This is a genomic window from Rossellomorea sp. DA94, from assembly GCF_029834455.1.
Classification (GTDB): Bacteria; Bacillota; Bacilli; order Bacillales; family Bacillaceae_B; genus Rossellomorea; species Rossellomorea vietnamensis.
In genome coordinates, this window is sequence record NZ_CP122397.1 from 1,258,095 (window position 1) to 1,281,719 (window position 23,625).

At 45.6% G+C, this 23,625-nt stretch carries 21 protein-coding genes and 2 riboswitches; of the genes, 14 read left to right on the plus strand and 7 right to left on the minus strand.

The annotated features are described in order from the left end of the window. Together P8596_RS06615 and P8596_RS06620 are read left to right on the plus strand one after the other, a co-directional pair. On the plus strand, positions 1-1,515 hold the full coding sequence (locus tag P8596_RS06615; protein ID WP_254653441.1) for a tripartite tricarboxylate transporter permease: 1,515 nt from the start codon (positions 1-3) through the stop codon (positions 1,513-1,515). A gap of 210 nt (positions 1,516-1,725) precedes the next feature. Then, on the plus strand, positions 1,726-3,087 hold the full coding sequence (locus P8596_RS06620) for an SLC13 family permease (protein WP_279726399.1): 1,362 nt from the start codon (positions 1,726-1,728) through the stop codon (positions 3,085-3,087). 56 nt (positions 3,088-3,143) lie between these two features. On the opposite strand, the gene P8596_RS06625 is transcribed toward P8596_RS06620, so the two are convergent. Continuing rightward, positions 3,144-3,617, minus strand: coding sequence for an acyl-CoA thioesterase (locus P8596_RS06625; protein WP_254653443.1), 474 nt, complete (start codon positions 3,615-3,617; stop codon positions 3,144-3,146). Between the two features lie 152 nt (positions 3,618-3,769). Continuing rightward, positions 3,770-3,960, minus strand: a riboswitch (cobalamin riboswitch). A 132-nt stretch (positions 3,961-4,092) separates the two neighbouring features. Here P8596_RS06625 and P8596_RS06630 point away from each other — a divergent pair. The 3 genes from P8596_RS06630 (at position 4,093) to P8596_RS06640 (ending at position 7,099) form a co-directional block, all read left to right on the plus strand. Next, positions 4,093-5,025 (plus strand): AraC family transcriptional regulator, encoded by a 933-nt coding sequence (locus P8596_RS06630; protein WP_279726401.1) that lies wholly within the window; start codon positions 4,093-4,095, stop codon positions 5,023-5,025. Positions 5,026-5,038: 13 nt separating this feature from the next. Beyond that, positions 5,039-5,407, plus strand: coding sequence for a DUF1761 domain-containing protein (locus tag P8596_RS06635; protein WP_279726402.1), 369 nt, complete (start codon positions 5,039-5,041; stop codon positions 5,405-5,407). Between the two features lie 177 nt (positions 5,408-5,584). Continuing rightward, positions 5,585-7,099: a flotillin family protein gene (locus tag P8596_RS06640; RefSeq protein ID WP_224520682.1), complete on the plus strand. Its 1,515-nt coding sequence runs from the start codon at positions 5,585-5,587 to the stop codon at positions 7,097-7,099. A 163-nt stretch (positions 7,100-7,262) separates the two neighbouring features. Here the strand turns inward: P8596_RS06640 and ade are convergent, their stop codons facing one another. Next, positions 7,263-9,008, minus strand: coding sequence for an adenine deaminase (ade, locus tag P8596_RS06645; protein ID WP_279726403.1), 1,746 nt, complete (start codon positions 9,006-9,008; stop codon positions 7,263-7,265). Between the two features lie 78 nt (positions 9,009-9,086). Then, positions 9,087-9,188, minus strand: a riboswitch (purine riboswitch). 99 nt (positions 9,189-9,287) lie between these two features. Between ade and P8596_RS06650 the strand changes: the two genes are divergently transcribed. From P8596_RS06650 to P8596_RS06685, 8 genes are all read left to right on the plus strand, one after another. Beyond that, positions 9,288-9,758, plus strand: a complete 471-nt coding sequence (locus P8596_RS06650) for a DinB family protein (RefSeq protein ID WP_279726405.1) — start codon at positions 9,288-9,290, stop codon at positions 9,756-9,758. Between the two features lie 136 nt (positions 9,759-9,894). Next, entirely contained in the window at positions 9,895-10,686 is a 792-nt protein-coding gene (locus tag P8596_RS06655) for a DUF4397 domain-containing protein (RefSeq protein WP_254653447.1), read from the plus strand. Continuing rightward, a complete protein-coding gene (locus P8596_RS06660) occupies positions 10,686-11,300 on the plus strand; it encodes a class F sortase (RefSeq protein WP_279726407.1) in 615 nt (204 codons plus the stop codon). The genes P8596_RS06655 and P8596_RS06660 overlap by 1 nt, the downstream gene beginning before the upstream one ends. Positions 11,301-11,429: 129 nt before the next feature. Then, positions 11,430-12,818 carry a bifunctional metallophosphatase/5'-nucleotidase gene (locus P8596_RS06665; RefSeq protein ID WP_279726409.1) on the plus strand — a complete coding sequence of 463 codons (1,389 nt, stop codon included), beginning with the start codon at positions 11,430-11,432 and terminating at the stop codon, positions 12,816-12,818. 136 nt (positions 12,819-12,954) lie between these two features. After that, positions 12,955-13,917, plus strand: coding sequence for an alpha/beta hydrolase (locus P8596_RS06670; protein ID WP_279726410.1), 963 nt, complete (start codon positions 12,955-12,957; stop codon positions 13,915-13,917). A gap of 15 nt (positions 13,918-13,932) precedes the next feature. After that, positions 13,933-15,027: a threonine aldolase family protein gene (locus tag P8596_RS06675; RefSeq protein WP_279726411.1), complete on the plus strand. Its 1,095-nt coding sequence runs from the start codon at positions 13,933-13,935 to the stop codon at positions 15,025-15,027. Positions 15,028-15,242: 215 nt separating this feature from the next. Next, on the plus strand, positions 15,243-16,640 hold the full coding sequence (locus P8596_RS06680; RefSeq protein WP_279726412.1) for an FAD-binding oxidoreductase: 1,398 nt from the start codon (positions 15,243-15,245) through the stop codon (positions 16,638-16,640). Further along, positions 16,637-17,617 carry a bile acid:sodium symporter family protein gene (locus tag P8596_RS06685; protein ID WP_279726414.1) on the plus strand — a complete coding sequence of 327 codons (981 nt, stop codon included), beginning with the start codon at positions 16,637-16,639 and terminating at the stop codon, positions 17,615-17,617. The genes P8596_RS06680 and P8596_RS06685 overlap by 4 nt, the downstream gene beginning before the upstream one ends. Before the next feature lie 182 nt (positions 17,618-17,799). Here P8596_RS06685 and P8596_RS06690 read toward each other — a convergent pair whose 3' ends face one another. The 4 genes from P8596_RS06690 to P8596_RS06705 all read right to left on the minus strand — a co-directional run bounded on the left by P8596_RS06690 (position 17,800) and on the right by P8596_RS06705 (position 21,624). Further along, positions 17,800-18,828, minus strand: a complete 1,029-nt coding sequence (locus tag P8596_RS06690) for a FecCD family ABC transporter permease (protein WP_279726416.1) — start codon at positions 18,826-18,828, stop codon at positions 17,800-17,802. Then, positions 18,825-19,832 (minus strand): FecCD family ABC transporter permease, encoded by a 1,008-nt coding sequence (locus P8596_RS06695; RefSeq protein WP_279726973.1) that lies wholly within the window; start codon positions 19,830-19,832, stop codon positions 18,825-18,827. The genes P8596_RS06690 and P8596_RS06695 overlap by 4 nt, the downstream gene beginning before the upstream one ends. 69 nt (positions 19,833-19,901) lie before the next feature. Further along, positions 19,902-20,828 (minus strand): iron-hydroxamate ABC transporter substrate-binding protein, encoded by a 927-nt coding sequence (locus P8596_RS06700; protein ID WP_279726417.1) that lies wholly within the window; start codon positions 20,826-20,828, stop codon positions 19,902-19,904. Further along, entirely contained in the window at positions 20,779-21,624 is an 846-nt protein-coding gene (locus tag P8596_RS06705) for an ABC transporter ATP-binding protein (protein WP_279726418.1), read from the minus strand. The genes P8596_RS06700 and P8596_RS06705 overlap by 50 nt, the downstream gene beginning before the upstream one ends. 179 nt (positions 21,625-21,803) lie before the next feature. Between P8596_RS06705 and P8596_RS06710 the strand changes: the two genes are divergently transcribed. Next, positions 21,804-22,853 carry an NAD(P)/FAD-dependent oxidoreductase gene (locus P8596_RS06710; protein WP_279726419.1) on the plus strand — a complete coding sequence of 350 codons (1,050 nt, stop codon included), beginning with the start codon at positions 21,804-21,806 and terminating at the stop codon, positions 22,851-22,853. Positions 22,854-22,886: 33 nt separating this feature from the next. Here P8596_RS06710 and P8596_RS06715 read toward each other — a convergent pair whose 3' ends face one another. Further along, a complete protein-coding gene (locus P8596_RS06715) occupies positions 22,887-23,591 on the minus strand; it encodes a DUF421 domain-containing protein (protein WP_279726421.1) in 705 nt (234 codons plus the stop codon). Between the last annotated feature and the right edge of the window lie 34 nt (positions 23,592-23,625).

Genomic DNA, 23,625 nt, shown 5'->3' on the forward strand with positions numbered 1-23,625 from the left:
ATGGATTTTAGCAATTTTATGCAGGGGTTAACAACTGCGTTGGAACCAATCAATATTATGTGGGTTGTCATCGGAGGATTTCTAGGGACGATCGTCGGCATGCTCCCCGGGCTCGGACCGGCAACTGCCGTGGCTGTCTTGATCCCGATTACATTCGGTATGGAGCCCGTCAGTGCCATCATCCTGATGGCTGCTATTTATTATGGGGCGATGTACGGGGGATCGAGGAGTTCGATTCTATTAAATACACCAGGTGACGGTTCAGCCATTGCTGCCACATTCGACGGGTATCCGATGGCTCAGAAGGGTGAGGCAGGACAGGCCATGGCCATATCGGCAGTCGCGTCTTTCATCGGCGGGATGATGGCCGTCATCGGATTTATCTTCCTTGCCGAGCCGCTGGCAAGCTTTGCCCTGAAATTCGGTCCTGCTGAATACTTTTTATTAATGCTGCTGACTCTTTCGGCGATTGTTGCTTTATCGGTAGGGAAAATGGTGAAGGGCTTCATCGCGATGTTCCTTGGGCTGATGCTCAGTACGGTGGGCATTGATACTCAGAGCGGCGTCTATCGATTCACCTTCGGAAGCTCGCATTTAAGTGAAGGAATCGATTTTCTAATCGTGATCATCGGTGTATATGCAGTCGGGGAAGTTCTTTACAATTATTTGACGATCGATCAGGAGAAAAAAGAGAAAAAGAAAGTCGGTAAGATCTGGTTTACGAAAAAGCAGTGGAAACGCTCATTATGGCCGATTTTAAGAAGCGGACCACTTGGATTTGTGGTTGGTGTCCTTCCGGGAGCCGGGGGATCGATCGCATCCATGATCAGCTACTCAACAGAGAAGCAAATTTCCAAACATCCTGAAGAATTCGGGAAGGGTGCAGTAGAAGGGCTTGCAGCACCTGAATCTGCTAATAATGCAGCCTCTGTCGGAGCGATGATCCCGCTGTTGACGATGGGTATCCCAGGTTCGGGGACAACTGCTGTCATGCTTGGAGCCCTGGTAATGCTTGGGATGAAACCTGGACCGCTTTTGTTTGAGAATGATCCCAATACGGTATGGACGCTGATCAATAGTATGTTTATCGGGAATATAGCCCTTGTTATTATTAATATTCTGCTTGTCGGTCTGTTAGTGAAAATACTGGATACGCCTGCAAAAGTGTTGTATCCGGTCATTGTGATTCTTGCATTTATCGGAACCTACACGCTCAGTTACAGTGCAGTGGATTTCTTCCTGTTATTAATTTTTGGAGTATTCGGTTTATTTCTGAAAGTCATGGATTTTCCGATTGCCCCGCTTGTTCTGGCATTGATCGTAGGAGCAGATATGGAGCAGAACTTCAGGATGGCCGTTCTTTCGTCAAATGGCAGCCTCGGTATCTTCTTTGATACACCGATTGCCATCGCCTTGGCTATATTGACGCTGTTATCACTGTTTTATCCATTGCTGATCAAAGCATTTAAAAAGAAAGAGAAGAATCCTGTCGACCCTATTTCAAAAGACATGTAAGGAAGAGGGATATTTTATCACAATTATTCTGAAGGGTCAGGATTGATGTCGGGGACTGTTTATGGGAAACAGCCGGTTCTTCAGCTGCCCGATATGCCCTAGGTAATAAGCAGGATTCAACGATCATTCACTGACAGTTATTGATGAAAAGGAAAAGTCACCCCATCGCCGGTGGCTTTTTCCTTTGATTGAAAGATGGGAGTAATCGTCATGAAAAAACAACTGTTACTGGTTATCACGTTTCTATTATATGCCTTATTCTTTCTCCCATTTTTTGAGTGGGATGAAACATGGAAGGCTATCGCTGCACTCATCATCATTCAGATCCTCTGGATCGGCAAAGTCTTTCCACTTGCATTCAGCTCGCTGCTACTCATTCTGCTGATTTCGTTTCATTTTTTCAGTTATGAACAGACATTGAGTTATTTCAGTTCGGGTATCGTTTGGCTCTTGTTTTCTACATTCATTATCTCAGCTGCATTCATTAAAACAGGTCTGGCAAGCAGGGTATCGCTTTATACGTTAAAGCTGTCTGGAGGGTCGGGGAAAGCGTTGATTTTCATTTCGTTTCTGCTCATGACTGTCCTGTCTGTCCTGATACCGTCGAATGTAGGGAAGGGCAGCCTGTTATCATCGGTACTCGACAGCCTGATGAAAAGTCTGCGAAAAATAGCGGATGTCCATTATCTGGGCAAGTCGCTGTTTATAGGGGTTGCCTATCTTGCTGCCATTTCAGGGGCGTTTGTCGCGACTGGGGCCAGTTCCACTATTTACGCTTTCGGGATCCTGAGCGACGTTTCAAGCGATCTGAATTATATAAGATGGTTCCTGATTTTTGGAATACCGGTGCTGCTTTTTATCGTGATATTGTGGGGAATATTCTTAATGATCTTTCCCCCTGAGAAGATTGACCGAAAGCTGTTATTGGCATTGATCGAAAAAAGAATCGGTGAACTTGGGCCGGTCGGCATCAATGAAAAGAAAATCATGTGTATCATCGGGGGAACGTTGATCCTGTGGATTGCACAGCCTCTGCATGGATATTCCATTCCTCAGGTTGGCCTTCTGGGTGCATGTATGACGGTCATTCCTTTGGCGGGAGTATGGAAGTGGGAAGAAGCGCGGGAATCGATTGATTGGGATCTGATGCTCTTTTTTGCCTCCACTCTGATGGTATCGGGGATGCTGGTCAAGACAGGGACGATTGAATGGATGGCAGAAGGGTTGAATACTATACTTACTGGCCGCCAACTCTGGGTGATCATCCTGCTCCTCATCTTATGTACGAGTATTATTCGGATCGTATTCGTTAATATCCTGGGGTTTTTGACCATCATGCTCCCTCTCAGCATCACAATCGGGCACACAATCCCGGGTTTATCACCCATGCAAATTGCCATGCCGGTGTTCCTGGCATGCGTCCCGGGCTTTTTCCTCGTCACCCAGTCCCCGGTTCACTTGATCAGCTACTCATACGGTTATTTTACCGACAAGGATTTAATGCGGGCAGGAATTTGGTCATCCGCAGCATGGATCGCCGTCATCATCTGCTCGGTTTTCTTTTACTGGTAAGACAATATTTATTGTTGAAAAAGGGTATGAACAGCGTGCTGTTCATACCCAAAAACTTATTTTATCAATGCCCGGTTTTTTCGATGTTCCTTCCTCAGAACAGCTGATTTGAACAATCTCTTCTCCTCTTCTGTTTCCGGTATCACTTTCGGCACCGGTTTCGGCTTACCGTTTTCATCCACCGCAACCATGGTAAGGAATGATTCCGTCGTCAAGGTTTTGATACCTGTCAATAGATTCGAAGAGAAAACTTTTACGTACACCTCCATCGAAGTCCTTCCCGTGGAAGTTACAATCGCCTCTAGGCTGAGTGCATCCCCGACAGTTGCGGATGACAGGAAATCGACCGAATCGATCGAAGCCGTGACCACCACAGAACTCGAATGCTTCATGGCTGACAGTGCAGCGATTTCATCAATATATGATAGAACTTTCCCTCCAAAGATGGTTTGCATATGATTGGTATCCGGGGGCAGTACCAATCTTGTCTGTACGGTTCGTGAACGCTCCACTGAAAAAGCTTGTTCCATATTCTCATCTCCCTGCTTCCTTTTTGACGAAATAAAAAAGCATCTTCCTTTTGTAAAAGAAGATGCGGTTACTCCAAGCGAGCGTCCAGGAACCTATGATTTCCTTTGTGACGTTTCATTTGCGCAACACCCTCCTATCTCCCGTAGGACTTTCGTGTTCTTCTCAATTGGCAGGTCTCCTGGCTCAGCGTCTCCGATTTCAAATTCCTTCCCATTTCAAATTGAAACAGTGGATACATATGAAATCTCAGCTTTACAGTGGCGGGACCGCGTTGGATTTTCACCAACTTCCCTTTTAAGGAAATGACCTGAAATCATTTCCACCAATGAGCAATGATTAAATTGTTGAACGGTTTAATTTTATCATAGACTTCCATTGAATGAGGACTATTTATGATAAAATGGGAGCTCCAACCATTTTATTCATCATAGAATGATGGACGTGCTTTTTTATTAAGATAAGTGAGGAATTGACATGACCTACAGTGACCAGCAAAAACTGATTAATAGAGTAATTGATTACATAGATCAACATCTTACAGAGGATTTATCTTTAGAACAGCTCGCCAAAGTATCTACTTATTCACCCTATCATTTCCAACGTTTGTTTAAAGGGTTCATCGGTGAAACCCCTGCCGGATATGTAAAACGGATCCGACTTGAGAATGCGGCACATATGCTGATATATGAGCCTGACATCCCTGTTACAGAAGTTGCTATGATAAATGGATTTGCATCGTTATCTTATTTCACCTATTCGTTCAATGCGTATTTCAACAGTAATCCGAAACGTTGGAGAGAGGGTGCGTATTTAGAACGATTTCCACGGGAATATGTTAATAGCAAGAAATCTAAAACATTCAGCACAAATCCGAAAGCAATCCAAAGCAGAGAATCCTATAATGAATTTAAATGGCTGGATCTTACTGAAGTGAAGGTTGCCGAGTTACCTGAGTGTACTACCATCAACCGTTATTATACAGGCTCCTATACAGAGGGAATCCCTGACACGTGGCGAGATCTCTATCATTGGGGAAATGCAAGAAATCTGATGAAGGGAAATTCACTACTATTCGGAGTCCCAAAGAGCAATCCTTACATTACTCCACCAGATAAAAACAGGTACGAATGCCGCCTGGTAGTTAAGGATCAAAGCTTATCGGGAGATGATGTCAATCATTTTTCGGGAGGTAAGCATGTAATATATGAGTTTCCAAACCCTGTCGACTATGGAGAAAGGGGCATGTTGATTGAATGTTACTCAGAACTATATAGCTATTGGCTGCCACAAAGCGGCTTTAGATATCTGGGGAACCCGGTGGAGCTAGTTGAGGTAACGGGTGTACAAGGATCGCTTGATATAAGATGCGGTATAAAGGCGATCGCTCTGGCCATTGAACCCAATTAATGGAGGAATAGGGATGACAATAGACTTTAATGTGTCTGCGTTTATGGCTGGTGCCGTATTCTATATGATATACGGCGGGATTTATTATTCACTTTTACTCGGTAAAAAAGATCAGGAAAGAACAGGACCGGTGAAATATGTCTTGGCTGTCTTGGTGGCATTCATCAGTTCAGCACTGGTGGGAGTTCTCGTTTATGCAACGAATTCCGGCGGCTTTGCTTCAGGAGCCTTGATTGGTGGACTTGTTGGATTTCTTATATCCATCGTCTATTTTAAAAATACACTATTTGGACTCATGACTAAACGGATGTTTCTAATTGCTGTCGGAGACCATCTCATCGTTTTCACTTTGCTTGGTGCATTGCACGGTTTATTTCTATAGCATATGAAAGCTTGAACTTCTACAGGTTCAGGCTTTTTTATATAAAAATAGGAGATTCGCCTAATTTATTGAAACTTTTTAAGGGTGGGCTCCGTATATAGTAGTGTAGCTAGCACTTTTATTTAAAATTAAATCAGACATGCTGGTTTAAACAAAATGTCGAGAGGGGTTGTCAGAATGCTAGGATCATTGAGTGTGATTGGATTTTTCGTTTTCCTGATTCCTGTTCTGGTTATTGCAGCAATTGTGGGGATCGCCTATTACTTCTGGATGAGGTTCCGCTATCGTACGGCGAAATCGAACCAGGCACTGATCATTACCGGACCGAAACTGGGGGATCCTGAGAAGGAATCGAATATTTTCACCGACCAGGAAGGCCGTTCCATGAAAATCATCCGTGGTGGGGGATACAGATTAAGACGTTTCCAGACGTCCACTCCTGTTAACCTTACATCATTCCAATTGAAACTATCGACACCAAGAGTGTACACAAATGGAGGAGTGCCGATCGTGGCCGATGCCGTGGCCATGGTGAAGGTTGCCGATACCTTGAACGGGATCGCAAACTACGCCGAGCAGTTCCTCGGTAAGGATCAAAAAGAAATTGAAGATGAAATCATCGAGGTGCTGGGAAGTAACCTCCGCGCGATTCTTTCAAAAATGACCGTGGAAGACATAAACAGCAACCGTGAAAAATTCAATGCCGATGTGTCGGAAATCGCCCAGAAACAGCTTGATCTGATGGGCTTCAAAATCACGTCACTCGGTTTGACGGACATAAGGGATGCTGACGAACAAAATGGATACTTAGAAAATCTTGGTCGTCCGCGTATCGCTGAGGTGAGGAAACAAGCTGAAATCGCTGAGGCGAACACAGAACGTGAAACGCGTATCCACCGTGCCCAAACCGACCAGGAAGCGAAAGAAGAAGAATACAAACGCCAAATCACGATTGCAGAATCGAAAAAGGAAAAAGACATCAAAGATGCTGCTTTCAAAGAAGAAACCGAACGCGCAAGAGCGAAGTCCGAACAGTCCTATGAGCTTGAAAAAGCGAAACTTGCCAAGGAAGTAAAAGAAGAAGAGCTGACCCTTCAATTCCTTGAACGTGAGCGCGCAGTTAAGCTTGAGGCGGAAGAATCGAAAGTCCGTAAAACGAAAGCAGATGCAGATTATTACGAAACGACCCGTAAAGCGGAAGCGGAAGCACGTAAGTCGGAAATCGACGGGGAAGCCAAAGCGAAGATCCGCAGGGAAGAAGGGTCGGCCGAAGCCGATGTCATCCGTGAACGCGGTAAAGCAGAAGCTGAATCCCGTAAACTCCTCGCAGAAGCCATGGAAAAACACGGAGATGTCATCATCACCGAGAAACTCATCGAAATGCTGCCGGTATTCGCAGAGAAGATCGCTCAGCCTCTGAACAATATCGATTCAGTCAAGATCATCGATTCAGGTAATGGCCAAGGGGTGCCTTCCTTTGGTAAAAGCATCACAAGAACGATGCTTGACATGCAGGAGCCACTCCGTGAAATGACAGGCATCGATGTTGGGGAATTACTGAAGTCGTATGCAAACAGGACTCAACCGACGCATTACCAGCCTGCTATTTCCGAGTCAGGAGAAAAGGAAGCAGCAGCTTCGAACGAGGTGGAAGAAAAAGAGTTTGAAGAAGCGGGTCAGGGAAGTAAATAAGATAAAAAAAGGTGCCAGGCACGGAATGAAGATTCTGTGCCTGGCACCTTTTAGTGTTGGAAGTGGATGTCAGCTGCTGAAAACTGCGGGAAATTCAACAGACAAACTCATCACCGAATTCAACAGTCAAACAAAAAACAACCAAACCGTCCAACTCCGCGTATCATCCTTCCACACTCACCTCGATATGCCGGCAATCCCCGACATCGAACAATCCTAAGTCCGTCAGCTTCAATTCCGGGATCACGGGCAGAGTGAGGAAAGAGAGGGTTAAGAACGGATTAAAGTCCCCGGAGAATCCCATTTCAACGAAAGCATCCTTCAACTGATGAATTCCCCTTGCAACGACTTCATAGTCCCCTTCAAACATTAAACCTGATATGGCTAAAGGAAGGGAGGCAATGGTCCGTCCATCCTTCACCATGACAAGGCCGCCGTTCATTTCTTCCAGTGCCTTCACAGCCATTAGGATATCCCCGTCATTGGTGCCCGTTGCCACAATGTTATGGGAATCATGGGCTATGGTGGTGGCGATGGCTCCATCCTTCAGTCCGAAGCCTTTGACGATGCCCAATCCAATGTTGCCTGTGTGGGTATGTCTTTCCACGACGACGATTTTGAGGTGATCATGTATGGGGGAGGCTTTGAAGCTCCCGTTTTCTACTTGTACCGTTTCGATTTTTTTATTGGTTCGAAGCTGATTGGGATTAATTTCAATGATATTAGCTTTTTTAGCAGCTCCGATTTTGATTTTCAGATCTTCTTCAGTGATATCAGGAATATGGACGGTTGACGTCAGGGATGGGTCAGGAACCGTTTTGACCATTGTATTTCCAATGTACTTCCCATCCTTAGCTACCGCTTTTCCAGCTTTGAACACATCAGCTATGGTCACTGTTTCAAGGTTCTCAAACATGACGAAATCCGCTTCATAGCCAGGTGCAACGGCTCCTTTTTGATGTAGGCCGTAACATTCGGCGGCATGCAGGGACGCCATGGCAATCGCCAATAGTGGATCAAGGCCTTCCCCGATGGCTAACCGTATATTATGATCGATACTGCCTTCTTCGATTAAGTCATCCAGATGTTTATCATCTGTACAAAAGAGGCATCGGCGTGCATTTCTATCATTGACGACACCGATGAGGGACAAGAGATCCTTTGCGACACTCCCTTCCCGAATCAAAAGGTACATCCCCCTCCGCAAGCGTTCCTTTGCTTCTTGAACGGAGGTACACTCATGATCGGTCCGGATGCCGGCTGATTTATACACATTGATGGCATTCGTATCAAGACCAGCCAGATGGCCGTCCATATTGTGGGTGAATGAAGCGGTGGCCGTAATTTTGTCCACAATCGAGTCTTCCCGTTTTTGAAGGGATGGGTAATCCATCACTTCTGCCAGTCCGAGGACACGTTCCTGCTGATAAAAAGGGGTCAATTCATGTGCTGTCAAAGTGGCCCCTGAATGTTCAAAAGGTGTGGCAGGGACACAGGATGGAAGCATGGCGAAGACGTCTAATGGAATGTGTTCTGAATCGTCCAACATGAACCGGATGCCGTCTTCACCGGACACATTGGCTATTTCATGTGGGTCAGTGATGACGGTGGTGACGCCGTGTGGGAGAACGACTTTAGCGAACTCAGAAGGGGTGACCATGGAGGATTCGATATGGACATGTGCATCGATAAAGGAGGGGCTAATATATTTCCCCTTAGCATCAATCACTTGTTTTCCTTCGAATGTCCCGATGCCGACAAATATCCCGTCCGTTATCGCGACATCTCCGTCCGTGATTTCCAGGTTGAAGACATCGATAATTTTCGCGTTTTTTATGACTAGGTCTGCAGGGATATCTTTATTGGCCGCTGCAATCCGTTTCTTTAGTGATTCTTTTTGTGTACTCATGTGATCCTCTCCTTATCGAATAGAAAAACCCCGGGATTCATCCGGGGTTTGACTTAAAGAGAGAGAAGAGCAGGGACTGCTGTCGCTGCTCTCTCTCGTAGTCAAACCATTTACGGTAGTTTGGTAGAAACTTTAGGACCATATTTCCAATATTATACGAGTATGCGAATATATTTATTTATGAAAAATGATTATTTCACATTGTATATGCACCGAATGGAATGTGTCAATGGGTATCTCCTTGTATAATGAGAGGTAAAGGTCATAAGGAGAATGAATATGAATGTATATTGTCGAAGCACCCTGCATCAAATCGAAGTAGCCGTAGAGTCAATCATAAAAATCATGGACGGCCTTAAAGAGGAAGACCTCAACATGAGACCGACTCCTTCCAAGCATTCCATAGGGGAGCTGCTTTCGCATATTTCTCTCATCTGCTTGGCGGATGACCTCATCGCCGGGGAAGCCAGCCGAGAAGAAATGGATTCTTTTTACAGGAGTAAATCTATCCATACCCTCGAAGACATGAGAGTGGAACTACAGGAGAATTTTCACTATCTGAAAAAGCAGGTGGCGGCATGGACTGAAGATATGCTGGTGGAAGAGACCACGGCCTATTGGGGAGTGACATATACAAGATTCGAGTGGCTGGTGGAGGTCGCAGCTCATCTTTATCACCATCGTGGACAACTTCATAGCATGCTTGTCCATTGCTATGACAAGGATCCCCGGGTACCGATGTTTGAATGAGGAACCGCCTATTTATAAAGTGGAAGAGTGAATGTGCTGAGTAGTGCAGTTCAAAGTTGAAATCTTTTTCATATGATTATACATTTAATGTACAAGTAAAATACAAAACTTGTACAAAACAAAAGGAGTGGATGAAATGAAAAAGATTTTTACGATTTTTGTAACGGCAATGCTTTTCCTATCACTGGCAGGAGGTGCGTTTGCAGCAGAAAATGATGCGATGGTTCGTATCGTACATGCTTCTCCGGATGCCCCGGCTGTCGATGTATATGTTGACGGAAATGCCGTGGTGGAAGGTGCGGAATTTAAAGCAGCGACGGATTATATGAATCTTCCTGCCGGAGACCATAAAGTAGAAATTTATGCTGCAGGGACCATGGGAAGCGAAGATCCGGTCATTTCTCAAGACCTGACGGTTGAAGCAGGTATGGCTTACACTGTAGCAGCGGCCAATACATTGGAAAACCTGGAACTAGTCGTGGCACAAGACTCGATGGATGTAACGGAAGGGATGACGAAGGTACGCGTAGGACATCTTTCACCGGATGCACCGACCGTTGATGTAGGTCCTGTAGGTGGAGATGCACTTTTCAGCGGGGCAGAATTCAAAGCAATCACAGATTACAAGGAATTAGATCCGGGAACATATGATTTAGAAATCAGAACACCTGAAGGAGATCAAGTGTTGGATCTATCCGGTACGATGCTTGAAGAAAACACGGTATACAGCGTATTTGCCATTAATACGGCCGATCAATTAGAAGTACTTGTATTGAAGGATTATACGATGATGCCTGGAAGCATGCCTGAAACAGGGATGGGCGGAGCAGCGACTGAACAATCTTCCAATCTTCCAATTGTCCTTGCAACAGTGGTATTAGGTGGAGCGGCTCTACTATTTGTCACACGCAGACAACTGCAAAAATAATGAAAAAACAATTACTGACTATTCCCCTTTTGGCTCTTCTGGCGGCATGTGCTGCCGAAGAGCCTAAAACCGTTCCGGATACCGTTGTTCAATCATCCACCGTTGAACAACCTGTTCAAGCCAAAACGCCTGAAGCAGTAGAAGAAGAGAACAAGATCAAACCATCTGTCCTGTCGATCCCTAAACTAGGACTTGAGGCCCCGATTAAGGAGTTTGGACTTGATAAGAACGGGAATATGGAGCTTCCGAAGAACGGAAAGGATGTAGCATGGTTTGAACCTGGATTTCAACCGGGCGAAAAAGGGAATGCCGTTCTTGCAGGACATGTAGATGATGAGAAAAAGCCGGCTGTTTTTTTTGAGCTGAAGACGCTTGAGCCCGGTGATAAGATCCATCTGCAGGGGGAATCTGGAGAAACTCTTACATTCGTGGTGAAGGAAAAGGTCGCCTATGATAAAGATGATGCACCGCTTCGAAAGATTTTTGGACCGAGTGAGAAAAGGAAGCTGAATCTGATCACATGCACAGGTTATTTCGATCATGACATTCATAACTACGTTGAACGACTTGTTGTCTATACAGAGCTGGTAGATGATCAAACTGAAGAATCTTAAGTGTAGAGCTTACCTCCCATCGCATGGAAGATAAGCTCTCTTTTTTTCCATAAAAAGCCTTTACACAATCATAAATTCCTATACTATTAAATAGAGAGAGTTTTCTGACAAACATTGGTGGGGGTAAAAATGAAACTGAAAATAGTACATACAAATGATGTACACAGCCACTTTGAGGCATTCGCGAGAGCCGCGACACTGATCAAAGAATATAAAGATGAAAATACGATTGTGCTGGACGGGGGAGATTTTGCCGATTTCAAAAGCATCGAGCTTCAGGGAACAAAGGGGATGGCTGCAATTGAACTGCTTAGAAGTGTCGGCTATGATGCATTGACCATCGGGAACAATGAGATGTTCAACGGCTTCGATACCCTTGAACATATGGCTGGTAGTAGTCCGATCCCTTTTATCAGCAACAATCTGTACAGAAAAGACAAGGCACCCATCAGCGGAGTGAAGTCAAGCGTCATTCTGGAGAAAAACGGCCTGCGAATTTTTATAACGGGTGCATCCCCTGACCTGCAAGGTTTCAATGAGGGTCTCGGGGTATACATTACGGATTATAAAAAAGCCATCAAGGAGGAACTCGTTCGTCACCGTGGAACATATGACGTCTGTATTCTCCTGAATCATGTGGGTACAGAAATTGACGAGGAACTTGCGAATGAGCTGGATGAAGTGGATATGATTCTTTCAGCTCATGATCATCAGCTTTATGCGCGGGCAAAGAGTGTGAATGGTACTGTGTTGAACAGTGCGGGCTGCTATGGGGAATATGTGGGTCTGATCGAAGTGGAAGTAACAAATGAGGGAGTGAAACTGATACGGGGTGAAACGATCTCGACTCAGCCCTATCCACCTGATCATGAGGTAATCGATATTATGAAAAGAAATAAAGAAAAAGCGATCGAGGTGTTAAGCAGGCCGCTTTACACACTCGACCGGCCCCTTTGGCATGATGTGATGGAAGAGAATCCGATGACGAATTTGATTGCCGACGGTCTGCAGGACATGCTGAAATGCGATTTCGGATTAATCAATAGTGGTATTGTGAACGCCGGGGCATTTCAGTATATCAGTCATAAGAAACTCATCGAGATTTGTCCATCCCCATTGAATCCGACCTCCTTCGAAATCCAGGGAAAGCATATCCGGAAGGCGATCGAGGATTCCATGGATGCCCAGGTCTGCTTGGCTGATGGAAGAGGTCCGGGGTTCAGGGGGAAATTCGTCGGCAGACTTCATGTGTCCGGTGCAGAAATTATTCAAGAAGGACGGCGAATCTCTGAAATCCTCATCGGCGGTACGCCCTTGGAGGATGAGAAATGGTATTCCGTTGCCTCTTCTGATTATTTACAGCGGGGGTCCGGTTATGAATCCCTCGGTCACGGCCGAAATGAAAAATACTTGCCTGAAGAAATTCGTGATGTGATCCGGATATACGCTGAACGAGCAGGGTTCATTGAAAAAGCGCAGATGAACAGGTGGAGTGAAGGCAGTAATGTCATGGCTTAGGCTTCAACAGAGACGCTCAGTGAACCTGGGCGTTTTTTTTTCAGGGAAGAAACATGTAAGCAGGTCTTTTTTCTGTGAAACTTAGGCAGCCTTCAAGTAAAATAGAGATAACTACTTGTATGAAGGAGAACATGCCATGAAAAAGAAAATTCTGTGGATTGTCAGCAGTTTGGTGTTGTTTCTACTCATTGGTCTGACTGTTGCCGGCAACTACTTTTACGATGTAGCCATCAACCGCAGCAATGAAGCAGTGGAGCTTTACGGCGGGACGGAAGAAGCGGTCGAGGCAGTCAGTGCATTGGAGGAAGAACAGGAGAGGTTGGAAGAATTAAGAAACTGGACAAGTAAGCGGGATTTTCAAACGGTTGAGGTTGAATCGGAGGATGGGTTGACCCTTAGAGCCCAATACCTCGAGAACGAGTCGCCAAATGGGAAAACGGTGATCCTTGCTCATGGATATAAAGGAAACAGTGAGCAAATGCCGGAGATCACCAGATTCTATTATGAAGAGGGATACAATATCCTGAAGCCTGATGCACGGGGGCATGGAAAGAGTGAAGGGGACTATATCGGATACGGCTGGGACGATCGACTGGATGTGAAAAGGTGGATTGATTTGCTGATCAATGAAAAAGGGCAGGACACCATCTTTCTCCATGGCTTTTCAATGGGAGCTGCGACCGTGTTGATGACGAGTGGGGAAGACCTTCCTGATGAGGTAAAGGGAATCATTGCAGACAGTGGGTATACTTCAGTGGACGAGGAGCTTGCCCATCAGTTGAAATATCTTTATCGGTTACCTGCGTTTCCGATTATGAACATCACGGGTGTGGTGACAAAAGTGAGAGCAGGATATTCATTCAAGGAAGCATCGGCATTGGAACAGGTGAAGAAGAACCATTTGCCCCTCTTCATCATTCACGGCGATCAGGATGAACTGGTCCCGACGGAGATGGCCAATCGCTTGTATAAGGCTGCGAAAGGTCTGAAAGAATTATGGATCGTACCAGGGGCAGGACATACAGAAGGGTTCACGGTACAAGAAGAAGAATACAAGAAACGGATCAAGGGATTCATTGCCGAGGCGATGAAATCATAGAAGGGATGAATCGTGATGGGGGAAAAAACGTTATTTGAAGAGTATAAAAATGCTAAACATCCTTTACAGGGTCATGGGAAAAGGGATCTTCATGTCCTGAAGGAGGCACTTGAGGGTTTCGATGGTGATGTGGACAGCGATATATATGGATCAGGAAAAATCATAGAAGACTTTCAACAAAAGATGGCAGAGAGCCTTGGGAAAGAACAGGCCGTGTTCTTTCCAAGCGGGACGATGGCCCAACAGATCGCCCTCCGGATTTGGTGTGATCAAAAAGGTGTGCAGAGAGTGGCGTACCATCCATTATGTCACCTGGAAATTCATGAAGAGGATGGGTTGAAGAAATTACACGGGATCGAGCCTATTTTATTGGCGGATAAGGACTCGGTGATTAATCTTGAAGATGTTGTTGGTTTGAAGGAAGAGATTGCATGCTTATTATTAGAGCTTCCTCAACGGGAAATAGGAGGACAGCTGCCTGAGTATGAAACCCTTGTTGCCATTTCCCAATATTGCCGGGATAAAGGGATCAAGCTTCATTTGGACGGGGCACGACTCTATGAAGTGCTCCCTTATTACGGGAAGAGTGCTGCAGAAATCTGTGAGTTATTTGATAGTGTCTATATTTCTTTCTATAAGGGATTCGGAGGTATTGCAGGCGCGATCCTTGCAGGCGACGAGAAATTCACTGACGAATCCAAGGTGTGGAAAAGGCGCCATGGCGGTGATCTGATCAGTCTTTATCCATACATTATCAGTGCCGACTACTACTTTGATCAACGTGTCGATAAGATGGAACAGTATTATGAAGGAGCGAAGGAACTGGCTGGTTATTTGAATGGTTGTGAGGGGATCAGGACCCTGCCAGAAACGCCTGTTTCGAATATGTTTCACGTCTTCTTCCACTACCCTCAAAAGCAGATCGAAGCCATTCTGATCGAAGTGTATGAAGAAACGAGGATCGGCTTAACCGGCTACGTGAAAGAAGTAAACGAAAATGAATGTGTATTTGAAGCAAGCATCGGGGACCAATACAAAACCGTACCAAAAGAAAACCTGGAAAAAATGTTCACCCTCCTAAATGAAAAACTAAAAAAAGAACAAAAATGACAAAAAAAGTGGTATCGGAACTCTTCCGATACCACTTTTTTTGGAGGGACGGACCTTGCCGAAATTCCGGTATGATAAGGATTCCTCTGTAAAAAGGCCGCTTTTGGAGGTCCGTCCCTCAAATGATATCTCAAAAGAATCCCAAATGACTATTGAAATATTCTGATTATTGGGTATAATTCGATACATTATACATTTTGAAGGAGAGAGGGCTAATGAGTGTGAAGGATAGTCGTTTGTTGGATGAATTAAGGGAGGTTGTTGGCGAAGGCCAGGTGACGATGAATGAAACGATTTTGGATCAGCATGGGAAAGATGAGTCCTATCACTCTCCAAGCCCGCCGGATGTGGTGGTGTTTCCCCGCAGCAGTGAGGAGGTGAGTGCTGTCGTGAAAGTGGCATCTGGTCATCAAACCCCCATCATCCCTTTTGGACTTGGCACCAGTCTTGAAGGGCACGTCATCCCGTATGATAAAGGGATCACGATCGATTTTTCCGAGATGAATAGGATCCTTGAGGTAAGGGAAAAGGATTTCCTTGTAAAGGTTCAACCAGGTGTGACGCGCACCCAGTTGAATAAAGAATTAAAGAAATATGGCCTCTTCTTCTCAGTGGATCCAGGTGCAGATGCGACCCTCGGCGGTATGGCAGCGACGAATGCGAGTGGGACGACGTCGGTTAAATACGGTGTCATGCGTGATCAGGTGCGGGATCTCGAAGTGGTACTCCCTGATGGAGACGTGATCCACACCGGGAATATGGCACAGAAGTCCTCCTCGGGTTATCACTTGAATAGCTTATTCGTAGGGTCTGAAGGAACGCTGGGATGCATCACGGAATTGACCCTCCGCGTATATGGCATCCCTGAACACATCGTGGCAGCACGTGCTTCTTTCAAACATGTAAATGATGCAGTGGAAGCCGTTGTTTCAATCCTGCAGGCGGGAGTCCCGATTGCCAGGTGTGAGCTTGTAGATGAGCCGTCCATGATTCAAGTGAACCGGTTCAGTGATACGGACTATAAGGAAAAACCGACTCTGTTCCTTGAGTTTCATGGAAATGAAGCGGGTCTGAATCAAGACGTTGAATTCACAAAAGAAATCGTGGCCGATCATCAGTGTGAAGACATTGTCTTTGAAGAGGATACGGCAGCAAGGAACAAATTGTGGGAAGCGAGGCATAATCTCGCCTATGCTTATGTGCATGGGCATCCGGGAAGGAAACTCATGGTGACGGATGTTTGCGTACCTATTTCAGAATTATCGGGAGCTGTTCAGCATGCACGGAAAAAGCTTGAAGAATTAGAGCTCATCGGAGGGATTCTCGGGCATGTGGGAGATGGGAATTATCATACCTCACTCATGATTGACTTGAATGATCCGGAAGAGGTGAAGAGAGCCGGCATCTATAACGAACTGATCGTTGAATACGCCCTTGAACGGAATGGCACATGCACAGGCGAACATGGAGTGGGTGTAGGGAAGATGAAATATCAAGAGCGGGAACACGGGGGAGCCTTGAAGGTCATGGAGAAAATAAAGCGGGCACTTGATCCCGATGGAATTTTCAATCCTCATAAGCTGGTACATAAAAAGAAGGAGGAATCCAAATGAAACTACTTGAAACCATCAGTAATCTGGCAGGGAAGTACTTTGCAGTATGGGTCATCCTGGTAGCGGCTGTCGCTTATTTTATTCCCGCTCCCTTTCTATCTTTAGGAGCATATATTACGATTCTATTGGGTGTTGTGATGTTTGGAATGGGGCTCACTCTTAAGCCCGTTGATTTTCAACTGGTACTAAAAAAACCTCTTCCTGTCATCACAGGTGTCCTGGCACAATTCCTCATCATGCCACTGGGTGCATTTTTAATTGCTTACATACTTGGTCTGCCGGCTGAACTGGCTGCCGGTTTGGTATTATTGGGGTCTGTTCCCGGCGGGACGGCATCCAACGTCATGGTCTATCTGGCTAAAGGGAATCTGGCGTTATCCGTCGCCATGACCTCACTTTCGACACTAATGGCACCCATTGCAACGCCACTGATCCTTCTAGGTCTTGCCGGTCAATGGCTGCCCGTCGATCCCGTCGCCATGTTTCTTTCAATCGTGCAGGTAATCATTCTTCCGATCACTTTTGGGTTAGTGATACGAAAGCTATTCCCAGGGACTGTCGAAAAAAGCCTGAACGTCATCCCGCTTATTTCAGTTCTCGCGATCATCATCATCGTTTCAGCTGTCGTTTCTGCAAATGTTGAAAATATCGCATCTTCCGGCGCGATCATTTTCACGGCCGTGATCCTTCATAATCTATTTGGACTTGGCTTGGGATACGGAACCGGTGTCCTGATGAAGCTTGATGAAGGAACGAGACGCGCTATCTCCATTGAAGTGGGGATGCAGAACTCCGGACTCGGGGTGGCCCTTGCCACTGCCCACTTTGGTCCCCTCGCTGCCCTGCCGAGTGTCATTGCCGCTGTATGGCATAATATTTCAGGACCGATCCTTGCAACGTTTTGGAGTAAGAAGCCTGTGGAGGTCGAGGTGGAGGAGGAATATAGTAAAAGAGCTGTTACTCCAACGGCGAGGTAGGGAATTCCGAAAGCTGAAACTAAGCCTCAACAAAAAAGTGGCCATGCGAAAACTCGATCGATTGATTGCCACTCATATCCTATAAAGAAAAAGGCAGATCCCCACATGAAAGTGGGGGATCTGCCTTTTTGTGGAGGGACGGACCTACCTTTTTTAAGCACAGAGCCCGTCATACTCACACTTCAACTTGAAAAGTGAGGTCCGTCCCTCCTTAGTAACAGGTACATAAAGTAGGGGGCACCGATGAGGGCGATCATGATGCCGGCGGGGATTCCGTCGGGTTGGAGGATGTTCCGGCCGATGGTATCGGCGAGGAGCAGGAGCCAGCCTCCGAGTAATATGGCGATGGGGATGAACAGTTGGTTCCGTGGCCCGACCATCGCTTTTGCCATATGAGGGGCCATCAGACCGATAAAGGCGATCCCTCCTGTAACGGAAACGGCAGAGGCTGCCAGGGCAACTGCCACGATCAGCATCAGGAACCGCTCACGGTTGATCGAGACGCCAATCCCCACAGAAACGGGTTCACTCAATCCCAGCAGGTTAAGCATCTGGGATTTATAAAGGGCAAATGGAATGAGGACCACAAGCCAAGGGAGAATCGCCCATATGAACGGCCAGTCGGCACCCCATATATTCCCCGCCAGCCATTTGGCAATGAAATCCACCTTTGCCCGTTCAGCACTCGAAATCAGAATGACCATGAGCCCCGACAAGGCCATTGAGAATCCAACTCCCACTAAGATAAGCCGGACAGGCTGTATCCCGTTTCTCTTACTATATGAAAATAAGTAAATCAAGCAGGCTGTAAGGAGTGCCCCGCAGAAAGCCACAACCGGAAGCAGATAAGCAAATGACCCCGCATCGATTGGGAAAAATAAAAAGAAGATGGCAATAGCAACACCTGCACCTGAATTGATTCCGATGATACCGGGATCGGCCAGGTCATTCCGGGTCATCCCCTGCAGGATGGAACCGGATAAGGCAAGGGCCATCCCAGCGAGAATCGTGATGATGATCCTCGGTAAACGTATGGAGAAAAGGATGAATTCTTCTTTGAATGTCCCATCACCCAACAGAGTGGGGAGGAGTCTGCCATACGATACGGAAGAATAGCCCAGTCCGATGCTGATAAAGGCTGTTGTGACAATAAGGATGAAAAAAGCTATAAGCAACCATCGTTGTTTTTTAATCAAGTCCGGATGTATCATGAGAATCCTTTCCTTCCTTTATGTACGATGAACAGGAAGAACGGAAGTCCCATCATCGCGACGATCGCTGCCACGGGTGTTTCGTATGGAGCATTGATCGTGCGTCCAAGTGTGTCGGCCATTAGCATGAAAGAAGCTCCAAACAGGGAGGAGATCGGAATGATGAAACGGTAATCTGTCCCGACAACCGCCCGGACCATATGGGGAATCATCAATCCTATGAACACCATATTCCCCACCAGTGCAACGGCGGCACCTGCAAGCAGGACAATCACAATGAACAGGACACTTTTCACAACCGCCGTCCGCTGTCCCAAGCCTACCGCCACTTCTTCATTCAAACTCAAGATTGTCAACTGCCTGGATAAAAGTAAGGACACTAATATACCAAACATGATGAACGGAACGATCACTTGCAGCTGAGACCAGGTAGTACCGATCATTCCGCCTGCCGTCCACATGGAGACATCTTTCGATAGCTTGAAATACAAGCCGATCCCTTCTGCAATGGCAAATAAAAAAGCAGATACGGCAGCTCCTGCCAGTACGACCCTAAAGGGGGAGAAACCGCCCCTTTTCATGGAGCTGATACCGAATACCATAATGGCCCCTGCGGCAGAACCTATGAAGCAGGCAATCATGATTCCGACATAACTGATGGAGGGGAGGAATGCAATGGCGACTGCCAATGAAGCATTCGCTCCGGCTGTCAAGCCGAGTAAACCGGGATCGGCCAGGGGATTCCGTGTCATGCCCTGCATGATGGCACCTGATACGGCCAGGGCCGCCCCGACCACAATGGCGGCAACTTCCCGGGGGAAGCGGATCTCTTGGAGGATATTAATCTTATCTCCCTCGGCCGAGAAGGTGAGGGCATGAAAGACATCCCTCACCGTTGTTTCAGCAGCTCCGAATGTAACAGATACCAAGAAGGCAGCTGCAAAAAGAAAGGTTGCACCGATCAATTTAAATATAAATGGAATTCGTTGATTTTGAGTGAGCATCATCCATCATCTTTTCTTTTTAAAGTATGGAAAAGGGGAATTCTCATCATAAGAATCCCCCTTTAAGAATTAATTACCTAGAAATTTGTCTTTGAAGAAGTCCAACTGGTAATCCAGTGTAAGAGGATCATTAAAGTAAAATTCCATCATATTCACTTCAAATACCTGGTTGTTCTTCACGGCAGGAATGTTTTTGTATGTTTCGGTTTCCATAAAGGAGTTATCCGCTTTAGGATCTTTACTTATAATCAGGTAGTCTCCGGCAAACTCAGGCATCACCTCAGTCGAAAGGGCAAAATATCCCGGTTCCAACGCCTGTTCTTTTACTTTTTCAGGCATCTTCAAATCCATTTCCTGATAAAGGATTTCTGTACCGCGTCCCCAGTTGTTGCCGTAAACGTATAATTGCTTATTGAAACTTTCAATGACAGAAACAGTCGCGTCTTCACCGATTTTTGCTTTGATATCATCTCCGGCAGCTTGAGCACGCTTCTTGAAATCATCCACCCATTTCTGAGCTTCTTCTTCCTTGTTTAATAGTTTCCCAATTTCAATGTGCTGCGTTAAATAGTCTACTTTTCCATATGTGTATGTAACCGTAGGAGCGATTTCTTTTAATTTATCCACATTCTTGATATTGGATAAACCGATGATCAGATCGGGATCCAGTTCGATGATTTTTTCAAGACTTTCATCGGTTACTTCCTCAACGCCTTCGAGTTCTTTATCCCAGCGTGGATTCAATTTGGACCAGGAGTCGACACCGACCAGGTTCACATCAAGTGCCATCACGTTACCGGCAAATGAGGATAGGACGACGACACGCTGTGGGTCAGCTGGTACTTCTACGGGACCATTTTCTGATTGATACGTGATGGTATCGGATTTACGATCCTTTTCCTTTGATTCTGATCCTTCTTCTTTCGTTGAACCATTGCTGCAGGCACTAACCAGTAACACCAACAGCAGAGTAAACGGAATGAGCCATTTTTTCATGTTGATCTTCTCCTTTGAGTAAATTGTATGTGATGCACATTGGTTTGTTTGTTCGGGGATCTCTTCCAATTTCGGCATCAATGTGAAATACCTCTTTCAATACGTCATGGGTGATGACTTCTTCGCAACTTCCGGATTGGACGATTTCACCTTCTTTTAACGCTACGATATAATCGGCAAACCGGGCTGCCTGGTTTAAATCATGCAGGACCATTACGATGGTGCGTTCCTGTTCCAGGTTGAGCTTTTGTAACAGTTCAAGGACTTCGAGCTGGTGGGCCATGTCTAAATATGTAGTAGGTTCATCGAGGAAAATGATGTCCGTTTCCTGGGCAAGAGCCATGGCGATCCACACACGTTGGCGCTGACCGCCTGATAAGGCATCGACTTCTCTATACTTGAATTCAAGAGTCCCTGTCACTTCAAGGGCCCAGTTGATTACGTCATAATCCTTTTTCGTCAGCCGTCCCATACCCTTTTGGTGGGGGAAACGTCCGTACGACACCAACTCACCAACCGTCAAACCACTTGCACTTTCAGGTGTTTGAGGGAGGATCGCCATCTTCTTTGCCAATTCTTTTGTATTTCCTTTTGAAATGTTTTCACCATCCAACAGGACATGGCCGGAGTGGTGGGGGATGATGCGGGTAATCGCTTTCAAGAGGGTGGACTTTCCACAACCATTGGATCCGATGATGGTTGTGATCTTTTTATCCGGGATGTCGACGCTAAGATTTTTCACAATCAGGCGGTCCCCGTAACCAATGTTTAATTCGTCTGTACAGAGGCGAACCATATTATGACCTCCATTCATAAAAAATTGATAATGATTCTCATTCTCGAACAATTTCAATACTATAATCCTTTTTTTCCAATGTCAACAGAAAATTTGGTTGTCAAGTGGCTGAAAAAGAGATAGGATTTAATTGAGAATGATAATCAATTAAAGTTTGGTTACTCAAGGAGTGAACGGAAATGGAGAAGGAACTATTTGATGTAACGGTCATCGGTGGAGGGCCGGCTGGCCTTTACTCAGCTTTTTACAGCGGTCTCAGGGAAATGAAAACAAAGATCATTGAATTTCAGTCCGACTTAGGCGGAAAGATACATGTATATCCCGAAAAGATGATCTGGGATGTGGGGGGAATGACTCCTGTACCGGGGGCAAGACTGATTGAGCAGCTTGTTCAACAAGGGCTGACATTCAATCCGACGGTCGTCCTGAATGAAAAGGTTGAATCGATCACACGCAATGAAGAAGGAATCTTTATTCTTGAGGGATGTTCCGGTAAAAAGCATTATTCAAAAACGGTCATCGTCGCAGTGGGAAGCGGGATCATAAATCCTCAAAAGCTAGACATCGAAGGAGCTGAACGTTTCGAAATTACCAATCTACACTATACGGTGAAATCACTGAAACGATTCAGAGGAAAGACCGTCATCATCTCAGGTGGAGGCAACTCAGCAATCGACTGGGCCAATGAACTCGAGCCGGTGGCTGAGAAGGTATACATAGCCTATCGTAAAGACGCCCTCAAAGGACACGAAGCACAATGTGCCCAGCTTATGAACAGCTCGGCTACCTGCTTACTGAACACCTCCATATCCAAATTGGTTGCTGGTGCAGACCATGATTCCATTGAAAGGGTAGAGTTGAAGAATCACCAGACAAATGAAGTTTCCTACCTGGCGATCGATGAAGTGATCATCAATCATGGATATGAAATCGATACATCTTTACTTAAGAATAGTTCACTCGATATCAACATGATTGATGAGTATTATATAGCAGGTACGGCAACGAGCGAATCATCCATAGAAGGGCTTTATGCAGCAGGGGATATCTTGAAGTATGAAGGGAAAGTGAACCTGATTGCCGGTGCTTTCCAGGATGCAGCAAACGCGATCAATAAAGCCAAACAATTCATTCAGCCAGGCGCCAATGAATTTGCCATGGTCTCTTCCCATAACGAAGCATTCAAGAAAAGGAATAAAGAATTGGTTAAGCAGATGATGAAATCATAATGGTAATGCTCCCCCAGAGGATAGAGGGATTGTTCATTTATACAGATAGATTTTTATCTGATCCTGCTTATCTATCGTTGCCAGCAAGATGTCATGTACTGTTGCATCATAAGAATTTCTTAATTGATCGTGCAGCCAGGATTCGTCTTTATTCAGCTTCATTAATTCCGATTGATTGACTCTGCCATCCTCAATAATGGGGATGGGGAGGTCAAATGTTTTAAAAGGGAGTGCGACATCCAGATGTGTAACGGGCTGATACTGTGGTTTGAGAAAAAATGAAATCTCTCCTCCAGGCTCCCACAGGGCGATCGCAACTTTATGAACTTCTTCGATTTGCTGCTTCCTTAATTCAGATAACAAGCTTTCTATAGGAATCCTTGCTTTCTTAAGATTTTTATATAAGATTTCCCCATTATGTATTATAGAAATAGGTGAAGGATCGAGTATTTTTCGTATGAAGGTTGAATGAAGACTGAGGTAAACCCCAAGTAGATAGAGAATCACCAATGTTCCCATAGTGAGCATAGATCCCTTCATTCCTAACCCTTCGTCAGACAAGGGGTGAGCCATAATATTCCCGATTAAAAGTGCCATGACAAAATCAAGGAATCGCAGCTGAGAAATGGAGCGTTGTCCCATTAATTTGGTTATGATAAGTAAAAAGATGAATCCTATAGCAGCACGGGAAATCCATTCCACAGCGGTTAGTGAATCCTGGCTCATAAAGAAATCCAATACGCACGTCCTCCTTCTTTCTTAACTGACAATT

Excerpts from the sequence above, each read along its gene's own strand:
- P8596_RS06615 (WP_254653441.1), top strand. The coding sequence starts at position 1 with ATGGATTTTAGCAATTTTATGCAGGGGTTAACAACTGCGTTGGAACCA.
- P8596_RS06620 (WP_279726399.1), top strand. The coding sequence starts at position 1,726 with ATGAAAAAACAACTGTTACTGGTTATCACGTTTCTATTATATGCCTTA.
- P8596_RS06625 (WP_254653443.1), bottom strand. The coding sequence starts at position 3,617 with ATGGAACAAGCTTTTTCAGTGGAGCGTTCACGAACCGTACAGACAAGA.
- P8596_RS06630 (WP_279726401.1), top strand. The coding sequence starts at position 4,093 with ATGACCTACAGTGACCAGCAAAAACTGATTAATAGAGTAATTGATTAC.
- P8596_RS06635 (WP_279726402.1), top strand. The coding sequence starts at position 5,039 with ATGACAATAGACTTTAATGTGTCTGCGTTTATGGCTGGTGCCGTATTC.
- P8596_RS06640 (WP_224520682.1), top strand. The coding sequence starts at position 5,585 with ATGCTAGGATCATTGAGTGTGATTGGATTTTTCGTTTTCCTGATTCCT.
- ade (WP_279726403.1), bottom strand. The coding sequence starts at position 9,008 with ATGAGTACACAAAAAGAATCACTAAAGAAACGGATTGCAGCGGCCAAT.
- P8596_RS06650 (WP_279726405.1), top strand. The coding sequence starts at position 9,288 with ATGAATGTATATTGTCGAAGCACCCTGCATCAAATCGAAGTAGCCGTA.
- P8596_RS06655 (WP_254653447.1), top strand. The coding sequence starts at position 9,895 with ATGAAAAAGATTTTTACGATTTTTGTAACGGCAATGCTTTTCCTATCA.
- P8596_RS06660 (WP_279726407.1), top strand. The coding sequence starts at position 10,686 with ATGAAAAAACAATTACTGACTATTCCCCTTTTGGCTCTTCTGGCGGCA.
- P8596_RS06665 (WP_279726409.1), top strand. The coding sequence starts at position 11,430 with ATGAAACTGAAAATAGTACATACAAATGATGTACACAGCCACTTTGAG.
- P8596_RS06670 (WP_279726410.1), top strand. The coding sequence starts at position 12,955 with ATGAAAAAGAAAATTCTGTGGATTGTCAGCAGTTTGGTGTTGTTTCTA.
- P8596_RS06675 (WP_279726411.1), top strand. The coding sequence starts at position 13,933 with ATGGGGGAAAAAACGTTATTTGAAGAGTATAAAAATGCTAAACATCCT.
- P8596_RS06680 (WP_279726412.1), top strand. The coding sequence starts at position 15,243 with ATGAGTGTGAAGGATAGTCGTTTGTTGGATGAATTAAGGGAGGTTGTT.
- P8596_RS06685 (WP_279726414.1), top strand. The coding sequence starts at position 16,637 with ATGAAACTACTTGAAACCATCAGTAATCTGGCAGGGAAGTACTTTGCA.
- P8596_RS06690 (WP_279726416.1), bottom strand. The coding sequence starts at position 18,828 with ATGATACATCCGGACTTGATTAAAAAACAACGATGGTTGCTTATAGCT.
- P8596_RS06695 (WP_279726973.1), bottom strand. The coding sequence starts at position 19,832 with ATGCTCACTCAAAATCAACGAATTCCATTTATATTTAAATTGATCGGT.
- P8596_RS06700 (WP_279726417.1), bottom strand. The coding sequence starts at position 20,828 with ATGAAAAAATGGCTCATTCCGTTTACTCTGCTGTTGGTGTTACTGGTT.
- P8596_RS06705 (WP_279726418.1), bottom strand. The coding sequence starts at position 21,624 with ATGGTTCGCCTCTGTACAGACGAATTAAACATTGGTTACGGGGACCGC.
- P8596_RS06710 (WP_279726419.1), top strand. The coding sequence starts at position 21,804 with ATGGAGAAGGAACTATTTGATGTAACGGTCATCGGTGGAGGGCCGGCT.